Source organism: Streptomyces bathyalis, from assembly GCF_015910445.1.
Lineage (GTDB): Bacteria > Actinomycetota > Actinomycetes > Streptomycetales > Streptomycetaceae > Streptomyces > Streptomyces bathyalis.
Genome location: NZ_CP048882.1, coordinates 6070338 through 6088948, shown reverse-complemented (window position 1 = coordinate 6088948; position 18611 = coordinate 6070338). Strand labels below are relative to the sequence as shown.

Below are 18611 nucleotides of genomic sequence, written 5' to 3'. Positions count from 1 at the left end.
GGAAGCCGCATGCGAATCGTCCACGGACGGGCGCGGGACGGGCTCTCCGAGCAGCGCTCCGCCACATTCACCGGCTCCGTTTGGGCCGATCCGGTGCTCCCGGCGACCGACGGCGTCGTCATCAACGACGTGTTCTTCACCCCCGGCGCCCACACGCACTGGCACAGCCACGAGCACGGCCAGATCCTCCAAGTCACCGCGGGCAGCGGCCTGGTGTGCACCCAGGGCGAGGCGGCTCAGCCACTCGGCGCCGGCGACACGGTGTGGGTGCCGGCCGGAGAGGTCCACTGGCACGGCGCGGCGCCCGGCAGCTATCTCCTCCACACCGCCGTCTCGCTCGGGACCACGACGTGGCTCGAACCGGTCGGCGAGGACGCGTACCCCGGCACCGGCTGACGCCGCGGCCGCCGGGCGGAGCATCCGCGGGCAGCGCGGAGCAAGAGGAGCGACGAGCAAGGAGCAAGCATGACAACCAGGCAGGACGACGGCCGGTTCGAGGAAGGCCTCCAGGTGAGGCGCGAGGTACTCGGGGCGGAGCACGTCGACCGTTCGCTCGCGAACGTCACCGACTTCAGCCGGCCCGTGCAGGAACTGGTCACCGAGTACTGCTGGGGCGCCGTGTGGAACCGCCCGGGCCTGGACCGCAGAACCCGAAGCCTGCTCAACCTCACGATGCTCACGGCCCTCAACCGCATGCACGAACTGGCGGTTCACGTGCGGGGAGCCGTGACCAACGGCTGCACGGAGGAGGAGATCCAGGAGGCGCTGCTGCAGACGGCCGTCTACGTCGGCGTCCCCGCGGCCCTCGAGTCGTTCCGGGTAGCGGAGAAGGTGCTGCAGGAGGTGCGCTCCGATGGCTGAGCCGCCGGACGCGGAGCACGGGGCCGGCCCGTCGGTGCTGGGTCCCGGTTCACTGGTGGGCTTCGTGGGCCTGGGCAACATGGGCGGCCCCATGGCGCAGCGCCTGGCCGGTGCCGGTTTCCGGCTGAGCCTGTACGACACCCGGCCCGAAGTGACGGACGAGACCGCCGCACTCACCGGCGGGACCCGTGCGGGTTCCGCGGCCGAAGCGGCGCTCGGGGCCGATGCCGTCGTGCTGATGCTCCCCGACTCCGGCGCCGTCGGCAGAGTCGTCGAGGACCAGGGCCTGCTGGACGCCATGCGACGCGGCTCGGTCCTGGTCGACATGGGCTCGTCCGAACCCGTGCGCACCCGCGCGCTCGCGGAGACCGCACGCCCGCTCGGCGTCGCCGTGGTCGACGCACCGGTCTCCGGCGGCACGGGCGGAGCGGCGGCGGGCACCCTCACCATCATGGCCGGTGGCGCCGAGGCGGCCGTGGAGTCCGTACGGCCGGTGCTGGAGAACCTCGGCTCCAAGGTGCTGCACGTCGGACCGGAGGGTGCCGGGCACGCGCTCAAGGCGCTCAACAACCTGCTCTCCGCGACACATCTGCTGGCGACGTGCGAAGCGGTCCTCGCCGGGCAGGCGTTCGGCCTCGAACCCCAGGTGATGATCGAGGCGATCAACGGGGCGAGCGGACGCAGCGGTTCGACGGAGAACAAGTGGCCGCGCTTCATCCTCGGCCGCAGCTTCGACTCCCGCTTCGCTCTCCGGCTCATGCTCAAGGACATGCGGATCGCCGTGGGACTCGGTGAGAGCACCGGCACCCCGGGGCGTCTCGGCGCCGCCGCCACGGAGCTGTGGGGCGAGGCCGCGGGAGAACTGCCCTCCGGCGCGGACCACACCGAGATCGTCCGCTGGCTGGAACAGGCCGGGACCTCTGACCGGGAAGGGAGCGAACTTTAAATGCATGACGAGCAGGCCGTACGATCACGTGAAATCGAGCGAAGAGGACAGGACGATGAACGGGCTCCGTGGCGTCAGTCTCGGCAGGCAGGCGGCTCCCCTGCGCGAACAGGTCCTCGAAGTGCTCCGCAACGCCATCCTCGACTTCGACCTGAAGCCGGGTCAGCGGCTCGTCGAGCGGGAGTTGATCGAGTCCCTCGGGGTCTCCAGGACGACGGTCCGCGAGGTCCTGCGGGAGCTTACGGCCGAAGGGCTCGTGACTGTCATCCCGCAGAAGGGCGCCGTCGTCTACGCTCCCACCCCCTCCGAGGCCGCCGATCTGTATGCGGTCCGCGCCTCGCTGGAAGGGCTGGCCGTGCAGCGCTTCATCGAGCGTGCCTCGGCACGTCATCTCGACCGGCTCCGTGACGCGTTGGCCGAGTTCGAGAAGGTCTGCGCCACCAGCGACGACATGCGTGAACTGCTGCGGGCCAAGGACGGCATCTACGACGCCCTGCTCGCCGGCGCCGACAGCCCGACGGTCCAGCGGATCCTGGCCGGTGTGCAGGCGAGGGTCCAGCTCCTGCGGGCCACGTCCATGTCCCAGCCGGGCCGGCCGCGCAAGGCCGTGGAGGAGATGCGCGCCCTGGTCGAGGCCATCGCCGACGGCGATGTCACCGAGGCCCTGCGGCTGAGCCGTACGCATCTCGACAACGCCTCGTCGACCGTCGCCACGGTGCTCGACGACGAGGACGGCGCCACCGGCGAGGCCTGACCTCCCCTCCCCCCACGTCCTTCACCGTCGGCCGGCCCGCGCACCTGCGACGAGCCGCACGGTTCGACTCCCCCTCCCCCAACCCTTCGTCATCCCGGCACGGCACGCCGCCGTTCCCCGCGACGCGGGAGAACGCCCTGTGCCGCCCGCAGGACATCTCAGGAGGCACCCGCATGTCCCTCACCGAGCGCCAGCAGCAGCTCAAGGACCGCTTCACGCGAGAGCGCGGCACTTGGGGCGACGCCTGGGAGAGCATCCTCGTGCTCGACCCCGACTACCTGGAGGCATACCTCGAGTTCAGCACCGTCCCGTGGCGCAAGAACCATCTGCCCGCCAAGGTCAAGGAGTTCGTCTACATCGCGGTCGACGCCGCCGCCACGCACCTCTACACGCCCGGCGTGCGGCAGCACATACGGGCGGCGCTGGCGCACGGAGCCACCAGTGACGAGATCATGGAAGTGCTCGAACTCACCAGCACACTCGGCATCCACGCATGCAACATCGGCGTCCCGCTCCTCCTCGAAGTGCTCGACGAGGAAGGCGTACGCCAGGGCCCGGCTCCTCTCGACGAGACCCGCGAGGCGCTCAAGGAGGAGTTCACCGAAAGCCGCGGCTACTGGCACGAGTTCTGGGACGGGCTGCTGGAGCTCGACCCCGAACTGTTCAAGGCCTACCTGGACCTCTCGGCGCTGCCCTGGAAGAAGGGTGTGCTGGAGCCGAAGGTCAAGGAGCTCGTGTACTGCGCCTTCGACGCGGCAGCCACCCATCTCTACGCTCCGGGGCTCAAGTTGCACATGCGCAACGCCCTGCGCCACGGCGCGACGCCCGAGGAGATCATGGAGGTGCTGGAGATCGTCAGCGTCATCGGCGTCCACACGGCGACGGTCTCGGCGCCCATCCTGGCCGAGGAGCTGAACACCGCGCGCGACGCCGACGGCTGATCCTCGGGGGCCGCTCGCCTACACGCTGTCGAGGAACCCCAGCGCCGTGCGCCAGGTGCGCTCGGCCGCCTCCGCGTCGTGGTCGTCCAGGTCCTCGTCCGTGAAGAGGTGTCCCGCCCCCGCGTACCGGAAGACCTCGACGTCCGCTCCGGCCCGCCTCATCTGCAGATACCAGGCGTTCAGCCAGTCGTGCGGCTCGAACGGGTCGGGGTCGGCTACGTGCAGCTGTACGGGGAGGTCGTCCACGGCGGCGTCCTCCGGGAGGTCCGACGTGCCGTGCAGAAGCAGCAGCGCCCGCGCACGCTCGTCGGCGAGGGCGAGGTTCTGCGCGATCGAGCCGCCCAGGGAGAAGCCCGCGTAGACGAGCCCGCGTTCGGACAGCGGCGCCGTGACGGTGACGGCGCGCATCAGCAGCTCGTCCCGGCCGATCTCGTCCTTCAGCTCCGCGCCCTCCTCGACGGTGCCGGCCGTGCGCCCGTCGAACAGGTCCGGCGTGTGCACCTCGTGGCCGGCGGCCCGCAGCCGGTCCGCCGCCTTGTGCACGGCGGGTCGCAGCCCGTAGACGGAGTGGAACAGAACGACGGTGGCCAAAATGTCACTTCCCTCACATGTCACCCGCGGAGGTGTTCCGGGCCGGGTCACCGCACATGGTGGCAGGTACGGTCGGCAGTGCCCGTTCGATCCCCAAGGAGTCATCCCGTCATGGAGAACGTGCTACGCCCGCTCATCGTGTTCGGCGGCGCGATCGTGCTCGCGTTCGCCGTCGCCTGGGGCGTGGACCGTCTGCTGCGCCGCATAGACGCCCGTCACCCCGAGACACCGATGTGGGGGCTGCTCCGGCGCGGGCGGGTGCCTCTGCAGGCCGTGATCTTCGTCGCCCTCCTCAACGGCTTCTACGATCAGGCGGAGATCACACGCAGCTACCGCCCGACGGTCAATCTGTGGCTGCACATCATCCTCATCGCGGCGACGGCATGGCTGGTCCTGCGGATCCTCGCCGCCGTGGTCGAGACGACCACCGTCCGGTACGCGGGTGTGGCGCACGACCCGGCGCGCGCACGGCGCGTGAAGACCCAGCTCACCCTCATCCAGCGGCTCGTCACCACCGTTGTCGTCGTCATCGCGGCGTCCGCGATCCTGCTGCAATTCCCGGCGATGAAGACGCTCGGCACCTCGATGCTCGCGTCGGCGGGTGTGCTGGGAATCGTCGCCGGTATCGCCGCCCAGGCCACGCTGGGGAACCTCTTCGCCGGCCTGTCCATCGCGTTCGGCGACATGGTGCGCATCGGGGACGAGGTCGTCGTCGACGGCGAGTTCGGGACGGTGGACGAGATCACCGTCTCCTATCTGGTGCTGCGCACCTGGGACGAGCGGCGCGTGACGATGCCTGTCTCGTACTTCACCAGCAAGCCGTTCGAGAACTGGTCGCGCGGCGGCCCGCAGAAGACCGGCACGGTCTACCTCCAGCTCGACCACTCGGCCCCGATCGCCGAGCTGCGCAAGCGGACCGAGGAACTGGTACGCGACAACGACTACTGGGACGGCCGCAGCTGGAGCCTCGTCGTCACCGACACCACCCCCACCACCATCGAGGTACGTGCCGTCGTCACGGCCCGTACGTCCGACGACGTGTGGACGCTCCGCTGCGACCTGCGGGAACAGCTGATCGACTGGCTCCAGCGTGAACACCCGTACGCGCTGCCCGGCATCCGGCTCTCCTCCGCGAGCGATCACCCGGAGACGTACTCCAACGGGCATCTGGAGAGCCGCAACCACCGCGGCAGCAGGATCTCCTGACGCTGATCCCGGCCCGGTCTTCCGGGCCGGCCGCTCGGCGGTACCGGCAAGGTCAGATGCGGAAGCTGCGCAGATCGAGCTGGTGCAGGACGCGGTCGCACACCTCGGGGTCGACGCCGGGCTCGCCGCGCGCCGCGAGGATCTCGTGCCGGGCCGCGGAGAGCAGCTCCGCGTTGAGCCTGTGCATCTTCTTCATCCGGGCGACGCGCCTGGTATGCGCCTCGCGCCGCTCGCTCTCCACGATGTCCGGTGAGATGCGCGCGCCCACGTCGTGGGCACGCCGCAGCAGCGCCTCGGAGACCTCCTCCGGAAGGTCCTCGACCGCCTCGACCTCCCGTACGCGCCGCCGTGCCGCCTTCGCGCACCTCAGCGCCAGCTGCCGCTCCAGCTCACGCTCGGCGGCGCTGTCCACCCGTACGTGAAGCCGCCTGACCAGCCACGGAAGGGTCAGCCCCTGGAGCACGAGGGTGGCGAGAACGACCGCGAAGGCGATGAAGAGGATGGCGTCCCGCTCAGGGAAGCTGCCGCCGCCCTCGACGGTCAGCGGCACGGCGAGCGCCAGCGCCACCGAGGCCACGCCACGCATTCCGGCCCACCACACGACGGTCGTCTCGCGCCAGTTGAGCGGGATGTCCTCGTCCAGGTCCTTGCGCCGGTGCAGCCGCTTGGCGAGCCACGCCGCCGGCAGGAGCCACACCAGCCGGAGCACGACAACCGTCGCGATCACCGCGAGCGCCGCCGGAAGCAGCTCGCCCCAACGTCCGCTCACGGGCCCGACGACGACGGCCAGTTCGAGCCCGATCAGGCCGAAGGCGACACCGGTGACGAGCGTGTCGACGATCGACCAGAAGCTCTGCCCGACCAGCCGCCCCTGCACATCGTCCGCGTCCACCGCCCGCCCGGATGAGAGATACAGCGCGGTCATCAGCACCGCCAGGACGCCGGAGCCCTTCAGCTCCTCGGCCAGGACGTAGGACGCGAACGGCACCAGCAGGGTGAGCCCCGTCTGCAGCGTCGCGTCCCCCAGGTATCCCGCGAGCTTGTTCGCGGCCCACCCGAGCGCGAGCCCGACCACGATCGCGACGACCCCGGAGAGGACCAGCTCCCCGACCGCGCCGCCGACCGAGAAGGTCCCGGTGACGGCTGCGGCGACGGCGACGTGGTACAGGGTGATCGCCGTGACGTCGTTGAAGAGGCCCTCGCCCTCCAGGATCGACACCAGCCGCCGCGGCAGCCCCAGCCGCCCGGCGACCGACGTCGCCGCGACGGGATCGGGCGGGGCGACGAGTGCACCCAGGGCCACGGCACCCGCCAAGCCGAGCCCCGGAACCAGCGTGTGCGCGACGGCCGCCACGGCAGCGGTCGTCACGAAGACCAGCGCCACCGCCAGCAGGAATATCGGCCGCTTGTTCGCCGCGAACTGACGCCAGGAGGTGCGGTGCACGGCCGCGTACAGCAGCGGCGGCAGGACGAGCGGAAGGATGAACTCGGGCGGCACCTCGACGTTCGGAACGACCGGCAGCAGCGCGAGGACACCGCCCAGCAGCGTCATCAGCACGGGAGCGGGCACGCCTATTCGGTCGCCCACCGGAACGGTCAGGACAGCACCGAGCAGCAGGGCGAAGAGCAGAGCGAGCTGGTCCACGCCTAGGCGCTCTCCGCCCGGACGATGTCCAGGGCCTTCTGGAGATCCTCCGGGTAGTCGCTCTCGTACTCCACCCGGCGCCCGTCCGACGGGTGCTCGAATCCGAGCCGGACCGCGTGCAGCCACTGCCGCTCCAGCCGCAGCCGCTTGGCGAGCTTCGGGTCGGCGCCGTAGGTGAGGTCACCGACGCACGGGTGCCGGTGCGCGGACATGTGCACGCGGATCTGATGCGTACGGCCTGTCTCCAGCTTGATGTCGAGCAGGCTGGCGGCGCGGAACGCCTCGATCAGGTCGTAGTGCGTGACGGACGGCTTGCCGTCCGCGGTGACCGCCCACTTGTAGTCGTGCTGCGGGTGCCGTCCGACAGGCGCGTCGATCGTGCCGCTGAGCGGGTCCGGGTGCCCTTGTACGAGGGCGTGGTACCGCTTGTCGACGGTCCGCTCCCGGAACTGCTGCTTCAGCAGGGTGTACGCACGCTCGGACTTGGCGACGACCATCAGCCCGGACGTACCCACGTCCAGGCGGTGCACGATGCCCTGCCGCTCGGCCGCCCCCGAGGTGGAGACGGAGTACCCGGCCGCGGCCAGCCCGCCGATCACCGTCGGGCCGCTCCAGCCCGGGCTCGGATGGGCGGCGACGCCCACGGGCTTGTCGACCACCACGAGGTCGCTGTCGTCGTGGACGACGGCCATGCCCTCGACGGGTTCGGCCACGATACGTACGGGCTCGGGCGGAGGCGGCAGCTCCACCTCCAGCCACGCTCCCCCGTGGACCCGGTCGGACTTGCCGGCCTCGGCGCCGTCCAGCAACACCTTGCCGTCGGCGGCCAGTTCGGCGGCCTTGGTACGAGAAAAGCCGAACATCCGGGCGATGGCGGCGTCGACGCGCTCGCCCTCGAGGCCGTCCGGTACGGGCAGGGTGCGGGTTTCGGGGATCGTGCTCACCCGATCGAGTATGCCGGACGACTGCGTGCTCTCCGTCATCGCGGCCGGACACCGTGCATCGGCGGCCGACGGCTCGACGCGTTCCGTTTGCCGGTCAGTCCCGGTGGACGGTCCCGTCGGGGTCGAGGCCGCGGAAGGAGAGGATCACGATCAGAATGCCCCCGCACACGATCGCCGAGTCCGCGAGATTGAAGACCGCGAAGTGCGTGGGGGCGATGAAGTCCACGACGGCGCCCTGGAAGACGCCCGGCGAGCGGAAGACGCGGTCGGTGAGATTGCCGAACGCCCCGCCCAGCAGCAGCCCCAGGGCGATCGCCCAGGGAGCGCTGTAGAGCCGTCTCGCGATCCGCGCGATCACGACGATCACCACGGCCGCGATCGCCGTCAGCACGATGGTGAGAGCCTCACCGATGCCGAAGGCCGCCCCCCGGTTCCGCACCACGTCCAGCTGGAGCACCGTGCCGATCACCCGGATCGGGGCGTGCTGCTCCAGACTCTCCACCACGATCAGCTTGCTGATCAGGTCGAGCGCGTAGGCGAGAGCGGCCACCGAGATGAGAACCCCGACCCGGCGCCTGCCGCGGGAGGCGGTCTGTGCGTCGTCGCCGCCGGAACCGTCGGCGGGCTCTTCCTTGGCCTCGTCAGGAGTACCGATAGTCCGCTCCACCTCTGTCACCCGACGAGGGTACGACATATGAGGACGGCCGCGGCCCCCTTCACCCCCCAACTGCCCCTCGGGCACCTAGCGCCGCTCCTGCTGCTGCTTGCACTCCACGCACAGCGTCGCCCTCGGGAAGGCCTGCATCCGGGCCTTGCCGATCGGATTTCCGCAGTTCTCGCACAGTCCGTACGTACCGGCGTCGAGCCGCTCGATGGCGCGCTCGGTCTGGTAGAGCATCTCGCGGGCGTTCGCCGCCAGGGCCATCTCGTGCTCGCGCGTGATGTTCTTGGTGCCGGTGTCGGCGTCGTCGTCACCGGCGCCGTCACCGGAGTCGCGCATCAGTCCGTCGAGCGCTTCGCCGGAGGCCACCAGTTCGTCGCGCAGCCGCTGGGCCTCGCTCTGCAGTTCGCTGCGGGCCTCCTCGACCTCTTCCGGCGTCCACGGCTCTTCACCGGCCCGTACGGCGAGTTCGCCGGGTTGCGCGGCGACCGCGCGTGCCGTGGGAACCTTGTCGGCCTTCGCCACCGGAGTCTTCTTCGCAGCCACCTTCTCGGCTCCCGTCGTCTGCTTCTTCGCCGTGGTCTTCTTCGCGGCGCGCTTCGGCGCCGCGGCCTTCTTCGCCGCCGTCTTCCTGGGCGCGGCCTTCTTCGCCGGCGCCTTCTTCGCCGATGCCTTCTTGGAGGCGGTCTTCTTCGCGGAGGTCTTCTTCGCCGGCGCCTCCCCCTTCGCCGCGGCCCTCCCCTGCTTCTTCTGTGCGGCCTTCTTCGCCGTCGTCTTCTTCGCCGTCTTCTTCGCGGCCGTCTTGCCGGCCGCAGAGCTCTTCTTCGTGGCCGCGGCCTTCTTCGTGGACTTGTCAGCAGCTGCCGGAGTACTCGCGGCAGATCCCTTCGCCACCATGGCCGTGGCCCCTTCACATATTGTGATCTTGCTCGCGAAACGTGACCGGAACGATAAATCGACTCCGAACGCTCGACAACGGGGGCACGCCGGTCTCCAATCCGTTGTGCCCCGCCCGGCCCTGCGAAAACCGGCCCGCCACAGCCTGCCGGGCCCCGTACACTGGGCTGAGCGAAAGGCGATGAAGGGGACGAGTAGCGTCCGTACGCAGCCGCGAGCGACCTGGGGACGGTGTGAGCCCAGGGGCCTGCACGGCGTGAAGATCACCCCGGAGCCGCCGGAAGAAAGGGCCGGGCCGACCGGCGCGAGTAGAACCGGCAGCGCACCCCAATGAGGGGGCAGTGGGCGCGCCCGCTGCCAAGGAGGGTGGTACCGCGGGGCCGCCGCCGTTCAGGCAGGCGCTCTCGTCCCTCCGACGGAAGCAGAGATGTCCGCCGGAGGAAGTTCCGATGCCGCAGTACCGCCAGGTGCCAGCCCAGGTCGACCTGCCCGCCCTCGAGCACGCCGTGCTCGACTTCTGGCGGGAGAACAAGGTCTTCGCCCGCACTCTCGAGCAGTCCGAGGGGCGGCCCGAGTGGGTCTTCTACGAGGGCCCGCCCACCGCCAACGGCATGCCCGGCGCCCACCACATCGAGGCACGCGTCTTCAAGGACGTCTTCCCGCGCTTCCGTACGATGCGCGGATACCACGTGGCCCGCAAGGCCGGCTGGGACTGCCACGGGCTGCCGGTCGAGCTGGCCGTGGAGCGGGAGTTGGGCTTCAACGGCAAGCAGGACATCGAGAACTACGGCATCGCGGAGTTCAACTCCCGCTGCCGCGAGTCCGTCACGCGGCACACCGACGCGTTCGCCGAGCTGACGACGCGCATGGGCTACTGGGTCGACATGGACGACGCCTACCGGACCATGGATCCGGAGTACGTCCAGTCCGTCTGGTGGTCGCTGAAGCAGATCTTCGAGAAGGGTCTGCTGGTCCAGGACCACCGCGTCGCCCCCTGGTGCCCGCGGTGCGGCACCGGCCTGTCGGACCACGAACTCGCCCAGGGGTACGAGACGGTCGTCGACCCGTCGGTCTATGTGCGCTTCCCGCTGACCTCGGGGCCGCTCGCCGGTGAGGCATCTCTCCTGGTCTGGACGACCACGCCCTGGACGCTGGTCTCCAACACCGCGGTCGCGGCCCACCCCGACGTCACATACGTCGTCGCGACGAACGGGCTGGAGAAGCTCGTCGTCGCCGAGCCCCTGCTGGAAAAGGCGCTGGGCGAGGACTTCGAGGCGACCGGGCAGCGCTTCACGGGCGCCGAGATGGAGCGCTGGAAGTACGAACGCCCGTTCAACATCGTGGAGATGGAGGGCGCCCACTTCGTCGTCAACGCCGATTACGTCACCACCGAGGACGGCACGGGCCTGGTCCACCAGTCCCCCGCCTTCGGCGAGGACGACATGCGCACCTGCCGCGCCTACGGCCTCCCCGTGGTCAATCCGGTCCGCCCCGACGGCACCTTCGAGGCCGGACTGCACCTGGTGGAGGGGCAGTTCTTCAAGAAGGCCGACGAGGCACTCGTCGCGGACCTGGCCGCCCGGAACCTGCTGCTGCGTCACGTCCCGTACGAGCACAGCTATCCGCACTGCTGGCGCTGCCACACCGCGCTGCTCTACTACGCGCAGCCGTCCTGGTACATCCGCACCACCCAGATCAAGGACGCGCTGCTCGAGCAGAACGAACGCACCAACTGGTACCCGGAGTCGGTCAAGCACGGGCGCTACGGCGACTGGCTGGACAACAACATCGACTGGGCGCTGAGCCGCAACCGCTACTGGGGCACGCCGCTGCCCATCTGGCGCTGCGAGGAAGGCCACTTGACGTGCGTCGGCTCGCTGGCGGAGCTGACGAAGCTGACGGGCACCGACCAGTCGGCGCTCGACCCGCACCGCCCGTACATCGACGAGATCACCTTCGGCTGCCCGGCCGAGAGCTGCTCGCTGACGGCGACGCGCGTCCCCGAAGTCATCGACGCCTGGTACGACTCGGGCTCGATGCCCTTCGCGCAGTGGGGCTACCCGTACAAGAACAAGGAGCTCTTCGAGAAGCGCTACCCGGCGCAGTTCATCTCCGAGGCCATCGACCAGACCCGTGGCTGGTTCTACACCCTGATGGCGGTCGGCACGCTCGTCTTCGAGAAGTCCTCGTACGAGAACGTCGTCTGCCTGGGCCACATCCTCGCCGAGGACGGCCGGAAGATGTCCAAGCACCTGGGCAACATCCTCGAACCGATCCCGCTGATGGACCAGCACGGCGCGGACGCGGTGCGCTGGTTCATGGCGGCCGGCGGTTCGCCGTGGGCGGCCCGGCGCGTGGGGCACGGCGCGATCCAGGAGGTCGTCCGCAAGACGCTGCTGACGTTCTGGAACACGGTGGCCTTCCAGGCGCTGTATGCCCGTACGTCCGGCTGGTCGCCCTCCGGCTCGGATCCGGCGCCCGAGAGCCGGCCGCTGCTGGACCGCTGGCTGCTGAGCGAACTGCACGCGCTGGTCGACCAGGTGACGGTGGCCATGGAGGGCTACGACACCCAGCGCGCCGGCAAACTGCTCTCGACCTTCGTCGACGACCTGTCCAACTGGTACGTGCGACGCTCGCGGCGCCGCTTCTGGCAGGGCGACCCGGCAGCGATGCGCACGCTGCACGACACGCTGGAGACGATCACGCGTCTGATGGCCCCCATCGTGCCGTTCGTCAGCGAGCGCGTGTGGCAGGACCTGATCGTCCCCGTCACGCCCGGGGCGCCTGACTCGGTGCACCTTGCCGACTGGCCCGAGGCGGACCTGGGCAAGGTGGACCCGGAACTGTCCCAGGACATGCTTCTGGTGCGCCGCCTGGTGGAGTTGGGGCGTGCGACGCGCGCCGAGTCCGGCGTCAAGACGCGTCAGCCGCTCTCCCGCGCCCTCGTCGCCGCGCACGGCTTCGAGACGCTCTCCCCCGACCTGCGCAACCAGATCACCGAGGAGCTCAACGTCACCGCGCTCGCCTCCCTTTCGGAGGTCGGGGGCTCGCTGGTGGACACCACGGCAAAGGCCAACTTCCGTGCCCTGGGCCGCCGTTTCGGCAAGGGCACCCAGGCCGTCGCCAAGGCGATCGCCGACACCGACGCCGCAGCCCTCTCGGCCGCGCTCCGCGAGGGCACGGCCGCCGTCGAGGTGGACGGGGAGCAAGTGCCGCTCTCGCCCGAGGAAGTGATCATCACCGAGACGCCGCGCGAGGGCTGGTCCGTCGCCTCCGACTCGGGAGCGACGGTCGCCCTCGACCTGGAGATCACTCCCGAGCTGCGCCGCGCGGGCCTCGCCAGGGACGCGATCCGCCTCATCCAGGAGGCCCGCAAGAACTCGGGCCTCGACGTCGCCGACCGCATCGCCCTGCGCTGGTCCACGACGGACGAGGAGGTCGGACAGGCTCTCGTGGACCACACCGGTCTGATCTCCGACGAGGTCCTCGCGGAGGACTTCGCACAGGAGACCGCGGACGCCGGCGGCACCGAGGAGTCCGCATTCGGCGCCCCGTTCCAGGACGAGTCGCTCTCGCTCACCTTCCGGCTCCGCAAGGTCTGACGAAGCGCCCCGCGGAGGGGCAGAAACGGGCCGTGGGGGGCCGTCCGCACGCCGGGCGGCCCCCCACGGGCATGCGCGCCCGCCTCGCTGCAGCAGGACGCCCGTCACGGCGCCCGCCACAGAAACCTCTGAGCGTCCGGCTGACGGAGTGAGAGCCCGCCCATGGAGCTCGACGTCGGAGAAGGCGGCGTAAGGCGTCTGAGAGCGCCGTGTGACCGCGACGCGCGCCACCCGCCACGGCTCCTCCGCGCAACGGGCCCCCGCACAGGCAAGGGCCGGGCCCGGAAGCCTCTCGCTTCCGGGCCCGGCCCTTGCCTTATGCCGGCGGAGTCCGCCGTCAGCCGATCAGTTGTCGTCCTCGTCGATCAGGAAGCCCCGCATCGGTGACGGAGCCTGCTGCGGCGCGGGGCCGCCCTGCGGACGTACGGGCGCCATGGGCTGCGTCATGGCCGGGGACATCTGCTGCTGGCCCCCGCCGTAGCTCGGACCACCGTGGCCGCCCGGGCCGCCCATTCCGTTGCCGCCCATTGACTGGTGGCCTCCCATGGTGCCCATCCCCCCACCGGCGGGTGCGCCCGCGGGGGCCATCGACGGGGACGGCGGGAGGGAAGGCGCGGCGGGAGTACGCGGCGGCGCCAGCGAGTCGTCCGCCTGGTTCTCCAGCTGACGCAGCTGGCTCTCCAGGTAGGACTTCAGACGCGTCCGGTACTCACGCTCGAAGCCACGCAGGTCCTCGACCTTGCGCTCCAGCGTCGCCCTGGCGGACTCGAGGGAGCCCATCGCGACGCGGTGCTTCTCCTGGGCGTCCCGCTCAAGGGCGTCGGCCTTGGCGCGGGCGTCCCGCTCGAGACCCTCGGCACGGCTGCGCGCCTCGCCGACGATCTTGTTCGCCTCGGAACGGGCCTCCGCAATGGCCTGGTCGGCGGTCTGCTGGGCAAGCGACAGCACGCGAGCGGCGCTGTCGTTGTTCTGCCCGCCGCCACCCGGCATCTGCAGGCCGCCACCGGGACCCATGGGGCCGCCGGGGCCGCCCTGAGGACCACCGGGACCCATGGGGCCGCCGGGACCGCCCTGAGGACCGCCGGGACCGGCAGGAAGCTGCGGCTGACCGCCGGGAAGCTGAGGGGGGCCGCCCATGCCCTGCTGCGGGCCGTGCTGGCCCGGGTGCTGCCCGGGGTGCTGGCCAGGATGCTGGCCGGGGTGCTGACCTGGGTGCTGCCCCGGACCGCCGTGCTGACCGGGCGGCACAGGACCTGATATGGCGGCGGGCACCGGCCCGCCCTGCCTGTCCTGCGGCTCCGGCTTGCGCATTCCGCCCTGCTGCTGGTTCTGCGCGGCGGCACGGGTCGCTGCCGCGAGCTTCGCGCGCAGGTCCTCGTTCTCGCGCAGCAGGCGCGTCAGCTCGGCTTCGACCTCATCTAGGAAGGCATCGACTTCGTCCTCGTCGTAACCTTCTCGGAGGCGGACGGTCGTGAACTGCTTGTTCCGCACGTCCTCGGGGGTCAGTGGCATCTCTTCACCTCAACGTAACTCGTCGGCATGTCGGCAAGACCATTTCGATCGTTCACAGCCTGGCCACGACGTTGATCAGGATGTAGACGATGATCATCAGTACGAAGAAGGACAGGTCGAGCGCCACGCCCCCGAAGCGCAACGGCGGGATGAACCGCCGCAGCAGCTTGAGTGGCGGATCAGTGACAGTGTAGGTCGCTTCTAGAACGACCACCATCGCCTTGCCGGGCTGCCATGAGCGGGCGAACTGGAAGACGTAGTCCATCACCAGTCGGAAGATCAACACGAGCAGGAAGCAGTACAGCGCGACTTGGACCACCTCGAGTGCGGTACTCACTGCGCTTCCCTCTCCCCTCGCCACGTTGGGCGCTCTCGCGTGACCTTACGGCCCGTTCCGTTGATCCTTGCGTCTTCAGCTCTGGTTGAAGAACCCGCCCTCTGCGATGCGGGCCTTGTCCTCCGCCGTGACATCGACGTTAGCAGGAGACAGCAGGAACACCTTCTGCGTCACTCTTTCAATACTCCCGTGCAAACCGAAGACCAGACCGGCCGCGAAGTCGACAAGTCTCTTCGCGTCCGTATCATCCATCTCCGTCAAGTTCATGATCACGGGCGTACCCTCGCGGAAGTGTTCCCCGATGGTACGGGCCTCGTTGTACGTCCGGGGGTGCAACGTCGTGATCCGGTACGGCTCCCGCTCGGACACGACTTTGGGCATGATCACCGGGGCACTCTTCTCCAGACTCTGGCGTTCAGGTGTGATGGATGACACGGGGGCAATTCTCCCGGATCGTCCATTTTCGATGACCGCAGGGGGAGACGACTGCTCCCTCTCCCGCTGCACGGGAGGGTGCATCACGCGTACCGGCTCGGCCGGTTCGTCCTTCTGCAGGGGGTCGTGCGACTGCAACGGCTCGTTCCGCCGGCGGTCCCTCTCGGGCTCCGGCTCGGGCTCGAACTCGTCGTCGGGGTCGAAACCCGGGCCGTCGTACCCATCGTCCTCCACGAGGCCGAGGTAGACCGCCATCTTGCGCATAGCGCCGGCCATTCTCTGCGTCCTCCGCTCTGTGGTGGGTTCCCCTGCCTTCGGCGGGGTGGCCCCATGGCTCCGTCACCGGTGGTTGGACCCGGGCCTGTCCCGCTGCCTGTTCTCCAACGGAAATGACCATATTTTGTGCCGTGGTCCGACTTGCTTGGCGACGTTACCCGAGCCTGGGTCGCTCTCCGAGTACCGCACTGCCGACGCGCACATGTGTCGCACCGGCGGCTACGGCCTCTTCGAGATCCGAGCTCATCCCTGCTGACACCATGGTTGCAGCAGGATGCCTTGTACACAGGCCGGTTGAGATTTCCCGCAGCCGCTCGAAGGCTTCGCCCGGCCGCCCCGCGTACGGTCCCGTGAGCGGAGCGACCGTCATCACCCCTGCCAGGCGCAGTCCTTGGGCGGCCTCCACCTCATCACCCAGCGCGAGAACCGACCCCGGAGCAGCACCACCGCGTCCTGCGGCGGTTTCTGACTCCGCGTCGAGCGCGATCTGGATCAGGCAGTCCAGTTGACGCTCCTGGGCCACCGCCGCGCTGCTCAGCGAGTTGACGAGCCGGGATCGGTCCACGGAGTGGACCACGTCCGCGTAACCCGCGACGGAACGGGCCTTGTTGGTCTGGAGCTGGCCCACGAAATGCCACGTCACAGGGGTGTCCGCGCACTCCGCGGCCTTCTGCGCCGCCTCCTGGTCCCGGTTCTCCGCGACGTGCCGCACGCCCAGTTCGGACAACAGCCGTACGTCACGGGCGGGATAGGTCTTCGTGACGACGATGAGCGTCACTTCGTCACGGCTGCGCCCCGCGGCGGCACAAGCGCCCTCGATGCGCTCCTCCACCCGTGCGAGGTTCTCGGCGAGTTCGGCCTGACGGGCCGTGAGGTCCGTCACGGTTCAGTTCGCCTCCAACCAGACATAGCTCGCGAGACGACCGGTCGTTTTTTCGCGCCGATACGAAAAGTGATCAGATGACTCCATGGTGCACACAGTGGACTGTTCCAGACTTGTGACACCACGGGCTTCGAGCTGCGCCCGCACACCGGCCGCGACGTCGACCGACGGTGTGCCCCAACTCGTGGTGGCGTAAGCCTCCGGCACCTCGGCCGCGACGGCCTCGCGCATCTCCTCGGGCACCTCGTAGCAACGGCCGCACACGGCCGGGCCGGTACGCGCGATGATCCGTTCCGGCACCGCCCCGCGGTCCCGCATCGCTTCGACGAGCGCGGGCACCACGCCCGCGACCAGACCGGGCCGCCCGGCATGCGCCGCACCCGCGACGCCCGCGACGGGATCAGCCAGCAGCACAGGGGTGCAGTCCGCGGTGAGAACGGCGAGGGCGAGCGAGGGGCGCTGGGTGACGATTCCGTCGACCGGCGTGGTGTCGTCCCCGAACGGCCCGTCGACGAGCGCGACATCACGCCCGTGCACCTGGTGCATCCAGACCACGTCGGCCGGGTCGAACCCGAGCGACGCTGCGGCACGGGAACGGTTCTCGCGTACGTGCGCGGCGTCGTCGCCGACCCGGCCGCCGAGATTGAGCGACTCATACGGAGCGGCGCTCACCCCGCCCCACCTGTCGGTGAATGCGAAGTGCGCGCCGCTCGCGGAGTCGTGCGTGCCTATCACTTCAGGAAGTCCGGCACATCCAGTTCCTCGGCCTGGCTGTCCTGGTACGGGCGGGCCGGCGGGACCGTCGGAGGAAGTGAGTCGCGGCCGCCGCCGGACGATTCACCCATCGGTTCCGGCTCGCTCTCGCGCGGGGTCACGCTGCCCAGACCACCGAACGACGGGCGGTCGCTGTCCGAGTCGGTTCCGAAGGAGGACGAGGGGTCCTCCTTGGAGGCGTGCGAACCGAGTGCCTTCTCGCCGCGGTTCCTGGACGGCGGCTGCCCGCCGTCGAAGCCCGCGGCGATGACGGTGACCCGTACCTCGTCGCCGAGAGCGTCGTCGATGACGGCCCCGAAGATGATGTTGGCCTCGGGATGCGCTGCTTCGCTGACCAGCTGCGCGGCTTCGTTGATCTCGAACAGGCCGAGGTCCGAACCGCCGGAGATCGAGAGCAGCACGCCTCTGGCACCGTCGATCGACGCCTCCAGCAGCGGTGAGGAGATCGCCATCTCCGCGGCGGCCACGGCCCTGTCGTCCCCGCGAGCGGAGCCGATGCCCATCAGCGCCGAACCGGCCTCCGACATCACGGACTTGACGTCCGCGAAGTCGAGGTTGATCAGCCCCGGCGTGGTGATGAGGTCGGTGATGCCCTGGACACCCGACAGCAGCACCTGGTCCGCCGACTTGAACGCGTCGAGCACGCTCACCTGACGGTCCGAGATGGACAGCAGGCGGTCGTTGGGGATGACGATGAGGGTGTCGACCTCGTCGCGGAGACCCGCGATGCCGTCCTCCGCCTGGTTGGCGCGGCGGCGGCCCTCGAAGGTGAAGGGCCGGGTGACGACGCCGATCGTCAGGGCGCCCAGCGAGCGGGCGATGCTGGCGACGACGGGGGCACCGCCGGTGCCGGTGCCGCCTCCTTCGCCGGCTGTGACGAAGACCATGTCGGCCCCCTTGAGGACCTCCTCGATCTCCTCACGGTGGTCCTCCGCGGCCTTGCGGCCCACATCGGGGTTGGCGCCGGCTCCCAGACCGCGTGTCAGTTCACGGCCCACATCGAGCTTGACATCGGCATCGCTCATCAACAGGGCCTGCGCGTCAGTGTTGATCGCGATGAACTCGACGCCCTTGAGACCGACCTCGATCATCCGGTTGATGGCGTTCACGCCACCGCCGCCAATGCCGACGACCTTGATGACTGCGAGGTAGTTCTGCGGTGCTGCCACGTCGAAGGCCTCTCGCCTCGAGTTACGTATCCCTGTCGGGCGGTCCACGTCGACCCGAACCCTAAGTGTGAAGTTTAGGGTTACCGGTGTCTGTCTTCCCTGGAGTCTTGGGAACGGACACTAAGTCGACAAGTGGTGGGTGTTCAACGAACACGCCGAACCTCCCGTTTTTCTTTT

The 18611-nt window shown here is 69.6% G+C and carries 18 protein-coding genes; 7 read left to right on the top strand and 11 right to left on the bottom strand.

The features are described 5' to 3' along the window. The first annotated feature begins 9 nt into the window (after positions 1 to 9). The 5 genes from G4Z16_RS26350 to G4Z16_RS26330 all read left to right on the top strand — a co-directional run bounded on the left by G4Z16_RS26350 (position 10) and on the right by G4Z16_RS26330 (position 3502). Positions 10 to 396, top strand: a complete 387-nt coding sequence (locus tag G4Z16_RS26350; protein WP_197353125.1) for a cupin domain-containing protein — start codon at positions 10 to 12, stop codon at positions 394 to 396. A 69-nt stretch (positions 397 to 465) separates the two neighbouring features. Further along, on the top strand, positions 466 to 861 hold the full coding sequence (pcaC, locus tag G4Z16_RS26345) for a 4-carboxymuconolactone decarboxylase (RefSeq protein WP_197353124.1): 396 nt from the start codon (positions 466 to 468) through the stop codon (positions 859 to 861). Beyond that, positions 854 to 1807: an NAD(P)-dependent oxidoreductase gene (locus G4Z16_RS26340; protein WP_197353123.1), complete on the top strand. Its 954-nt coding sequence runs from the start codon at positions 854 to 856 to the stop codon at positions 1805 to 1807. Before pcaC ends, G4Z16_RS26340 begins: the two co-directional genes overlap by 8 nt. A 55-nt stretch (positions 1808 to 1862) precedes the next feature. Next, positions 1863 to 2561, top strand: coding sequence for a GntR family transcriptional regulator (locus G4Z16_RS26335; RefSeq protein ID WP_197353122.1), 699 nt, complete (start codon positions 1863 to 1865; stop codon positions 2559 to 2561). Between the two features lie 173 nt (positions 2562 to 2734). Continuing rightward, entirely contained in the window at positions 2735 to 3502 is a 768-nt protein-coding gene (locus G4Z16_RS26330; protein WP_197353121.1) for a carboxymuconolactone decarboxylase family protein, read from the top strand. 18 nt (positions 3503 to 3520) lie between these two features. On the opposite strand, the gene G4Z16_RS26325 is transcribed toward G4Z16_RS26330, so the two are convergent. After that, complete coding sequence (locus tag G4Z16_RS26325) at positions 3521 to 4093, bottom strand: dienelactone hydrolase family protein (protein WP_246531081.1); 573 nt, start codon at positions 4091 to 4093, stop codon at positions 3521 to 3523. A gap of 111 nt (positions 4094 to 4204) precedes the next feature. Between G4Z16_RS26325 and G4Z16_RS26320 the strand changes: the two genes are divergently transcribed. Further along, the gene (locus G4Z16_RS26320; RefSeq protein ID WP_197353119.1) at positions 4205 to 5299 is read left to right on the top strand and encodes a mechanosensitive ion channel family protein; all 1095 of its coding nucleotides are present in this window, start codon (positions 4205 to 4207) and stop codon (positions 5297 to 5299) included. A gap of 52 nt (positions 5300 to 5351) precedes the next feature. Here the strand turns inward: G4Z16_RS26320 and G4Z16_RS26315 are convergent, their stop codons facing one another. From G4Z16_RS26315 to G4Z16_RS26300, 4 genes are all read right to left on the bottom strand, one after another. After that, on the bottom strand, positions 5352 to 6944 hold the full coding sequence (locus G4Z16_RS26315) for a Na+/H+ antiporter (protein ID WP_197353118.1): 1593 nt from the start codon (positions 6942 to 6944) through the stop codon (positions 5352 to 5354). A gap of 2 nt (positions 6945 to 6946) precedes the next feature. Beyond that, a complete protein-coding gene (locus tag G4Z16_RS26310) occupies positions 6947 to 7888 on the bottom strand; it encodes an RluA family pseudouridine synthase (RefSeq protein WP_197353117.1) in 942 nt (313 codons plus the stop codon). Between the two features lie 94 nt (positions 7889 to 7982). Continuing rightward, the gene (lspA, locus tag G4Z16_RS26305) at positions 7983 to 8564 is read right to left on the bottom strand and encodes a signal peptidase II (protein ID WP_246531080.1); all 582 of its coding nucleotides are present in this window, start codon (positions 8562 to 8564) and stop codon (positions 7983 to 7985) included. A 66-nt stretch (positions 8565 to 8630) separates the two neighbouring features. After that, on the bottom strand, positions 8631 to 9446 hold the full coding sequence (locus G4Z16_RS26300) for a TraR/DksA family transcriptional regulator (RefSeq protein ID WP_197353115.1): 816 nt from the start codon (positions 9444 to 9446) through the stop codon (positions 8631 to 8633). Positions 9447 to 9895: 449 nt separating this feature from the next. Between G4Z16_RS26300 and ileS the strand changes: the two genes are divergently transcribed. Next, positions 9896 to 13048: an isoleucine--tRNA ligase gene (gene ileS, locus G4Z16_RS26295; protein WP_197353114.1), complete on the top strand. Its 3153-nt coding sequence runs from the start codon at positions 9896 to 9898 to the stop codon at positions 13046 to 13048. 345 nt (positions 13049 to 13393) lie between these two features. Here the strand turns inward: ileS and G4Z16_RS26290 are convergent, their stop codons facing one another. The 6 genes from G4Z16_RS26290 to ftsZ form a co-directional block, all read right to left on the bottom strand. Then, a complete protein-coding gene (locus tag G4Z16_RS26290; RefSeq protein WP_197353113.1) occupies positions 13394 to 14560 on the bottom strand; it encodes a DivIVA domain-containing protein in 1167 nt (388 codons plus the stop codon). A gap of 52 nt (positions 14561 to 14612) precedes the next feature. Continuing rightward, on the bottom strand, positions 14613 to 14897 hold the full coding sequence (locus G4Z16_RS26285) for a YggT family protein (protein ID WP_028435711.1): 285 nt from the start codon (positions 14895 to 14897) through the stop codon (positions 14613 to 14615). A gap of 75 nt (positions 14898 to 14972) precedes the next feature. Next, positions 14973 to 15608: a cell division protein SepF gene (locus tag G4Z16_RS26280; protein WP_197353112.1), complete on the bottom strand. Its 636-nt coding sequence runs from the start codon at positions 15606 to 15608 to the stop codon at positions 14973 to 14975. A gap of 154 nt (positions 15609 to 15762) precedes the next feature. After that, positions 15763 to 16491 (bottom strand): YggS family pyridoxal phosphate-dependent enzyme, encoded by a 729-nt coding sequence (locus G4Z16_RS26275; RefSeq protein WP_197353111.1) that lies wholly within the window; start codon positions 16489 to 16491, stop codon positions 15763 to 15765. Between the two features lie 3 nt (positions 16492 to 16494). Next, positions 16495 to 17226 carry a peptidoglycan editing factor PgeF gene (pgeF, locus tag G4Z16_RS26270; protein WP_246531079.1) on the bottom strand — a complete coding sequence of 244 codons (732 nt, stop codon included), beginning with the start codon at positions 17224 to 17226 and terminating at the stop codon, positions 16495 to 16497. Beyond that, positions 17223 to 18434, bottom strand: a complete 1212-nt coding sequence (ftsZ, locus tag G4Z16_RS26265) for a cell division protein FtsZ (protein ID WP_197353110.1) — start codon at positions 18432 to 18434, stop codon at positions 17223 to 17225. Before ftsZ ends, pgeF begins: the two co-directional genes overlap by 4 nt. Between the last annotated feature and the right edge of the window lie 177 nt (positions 18435 to 18611).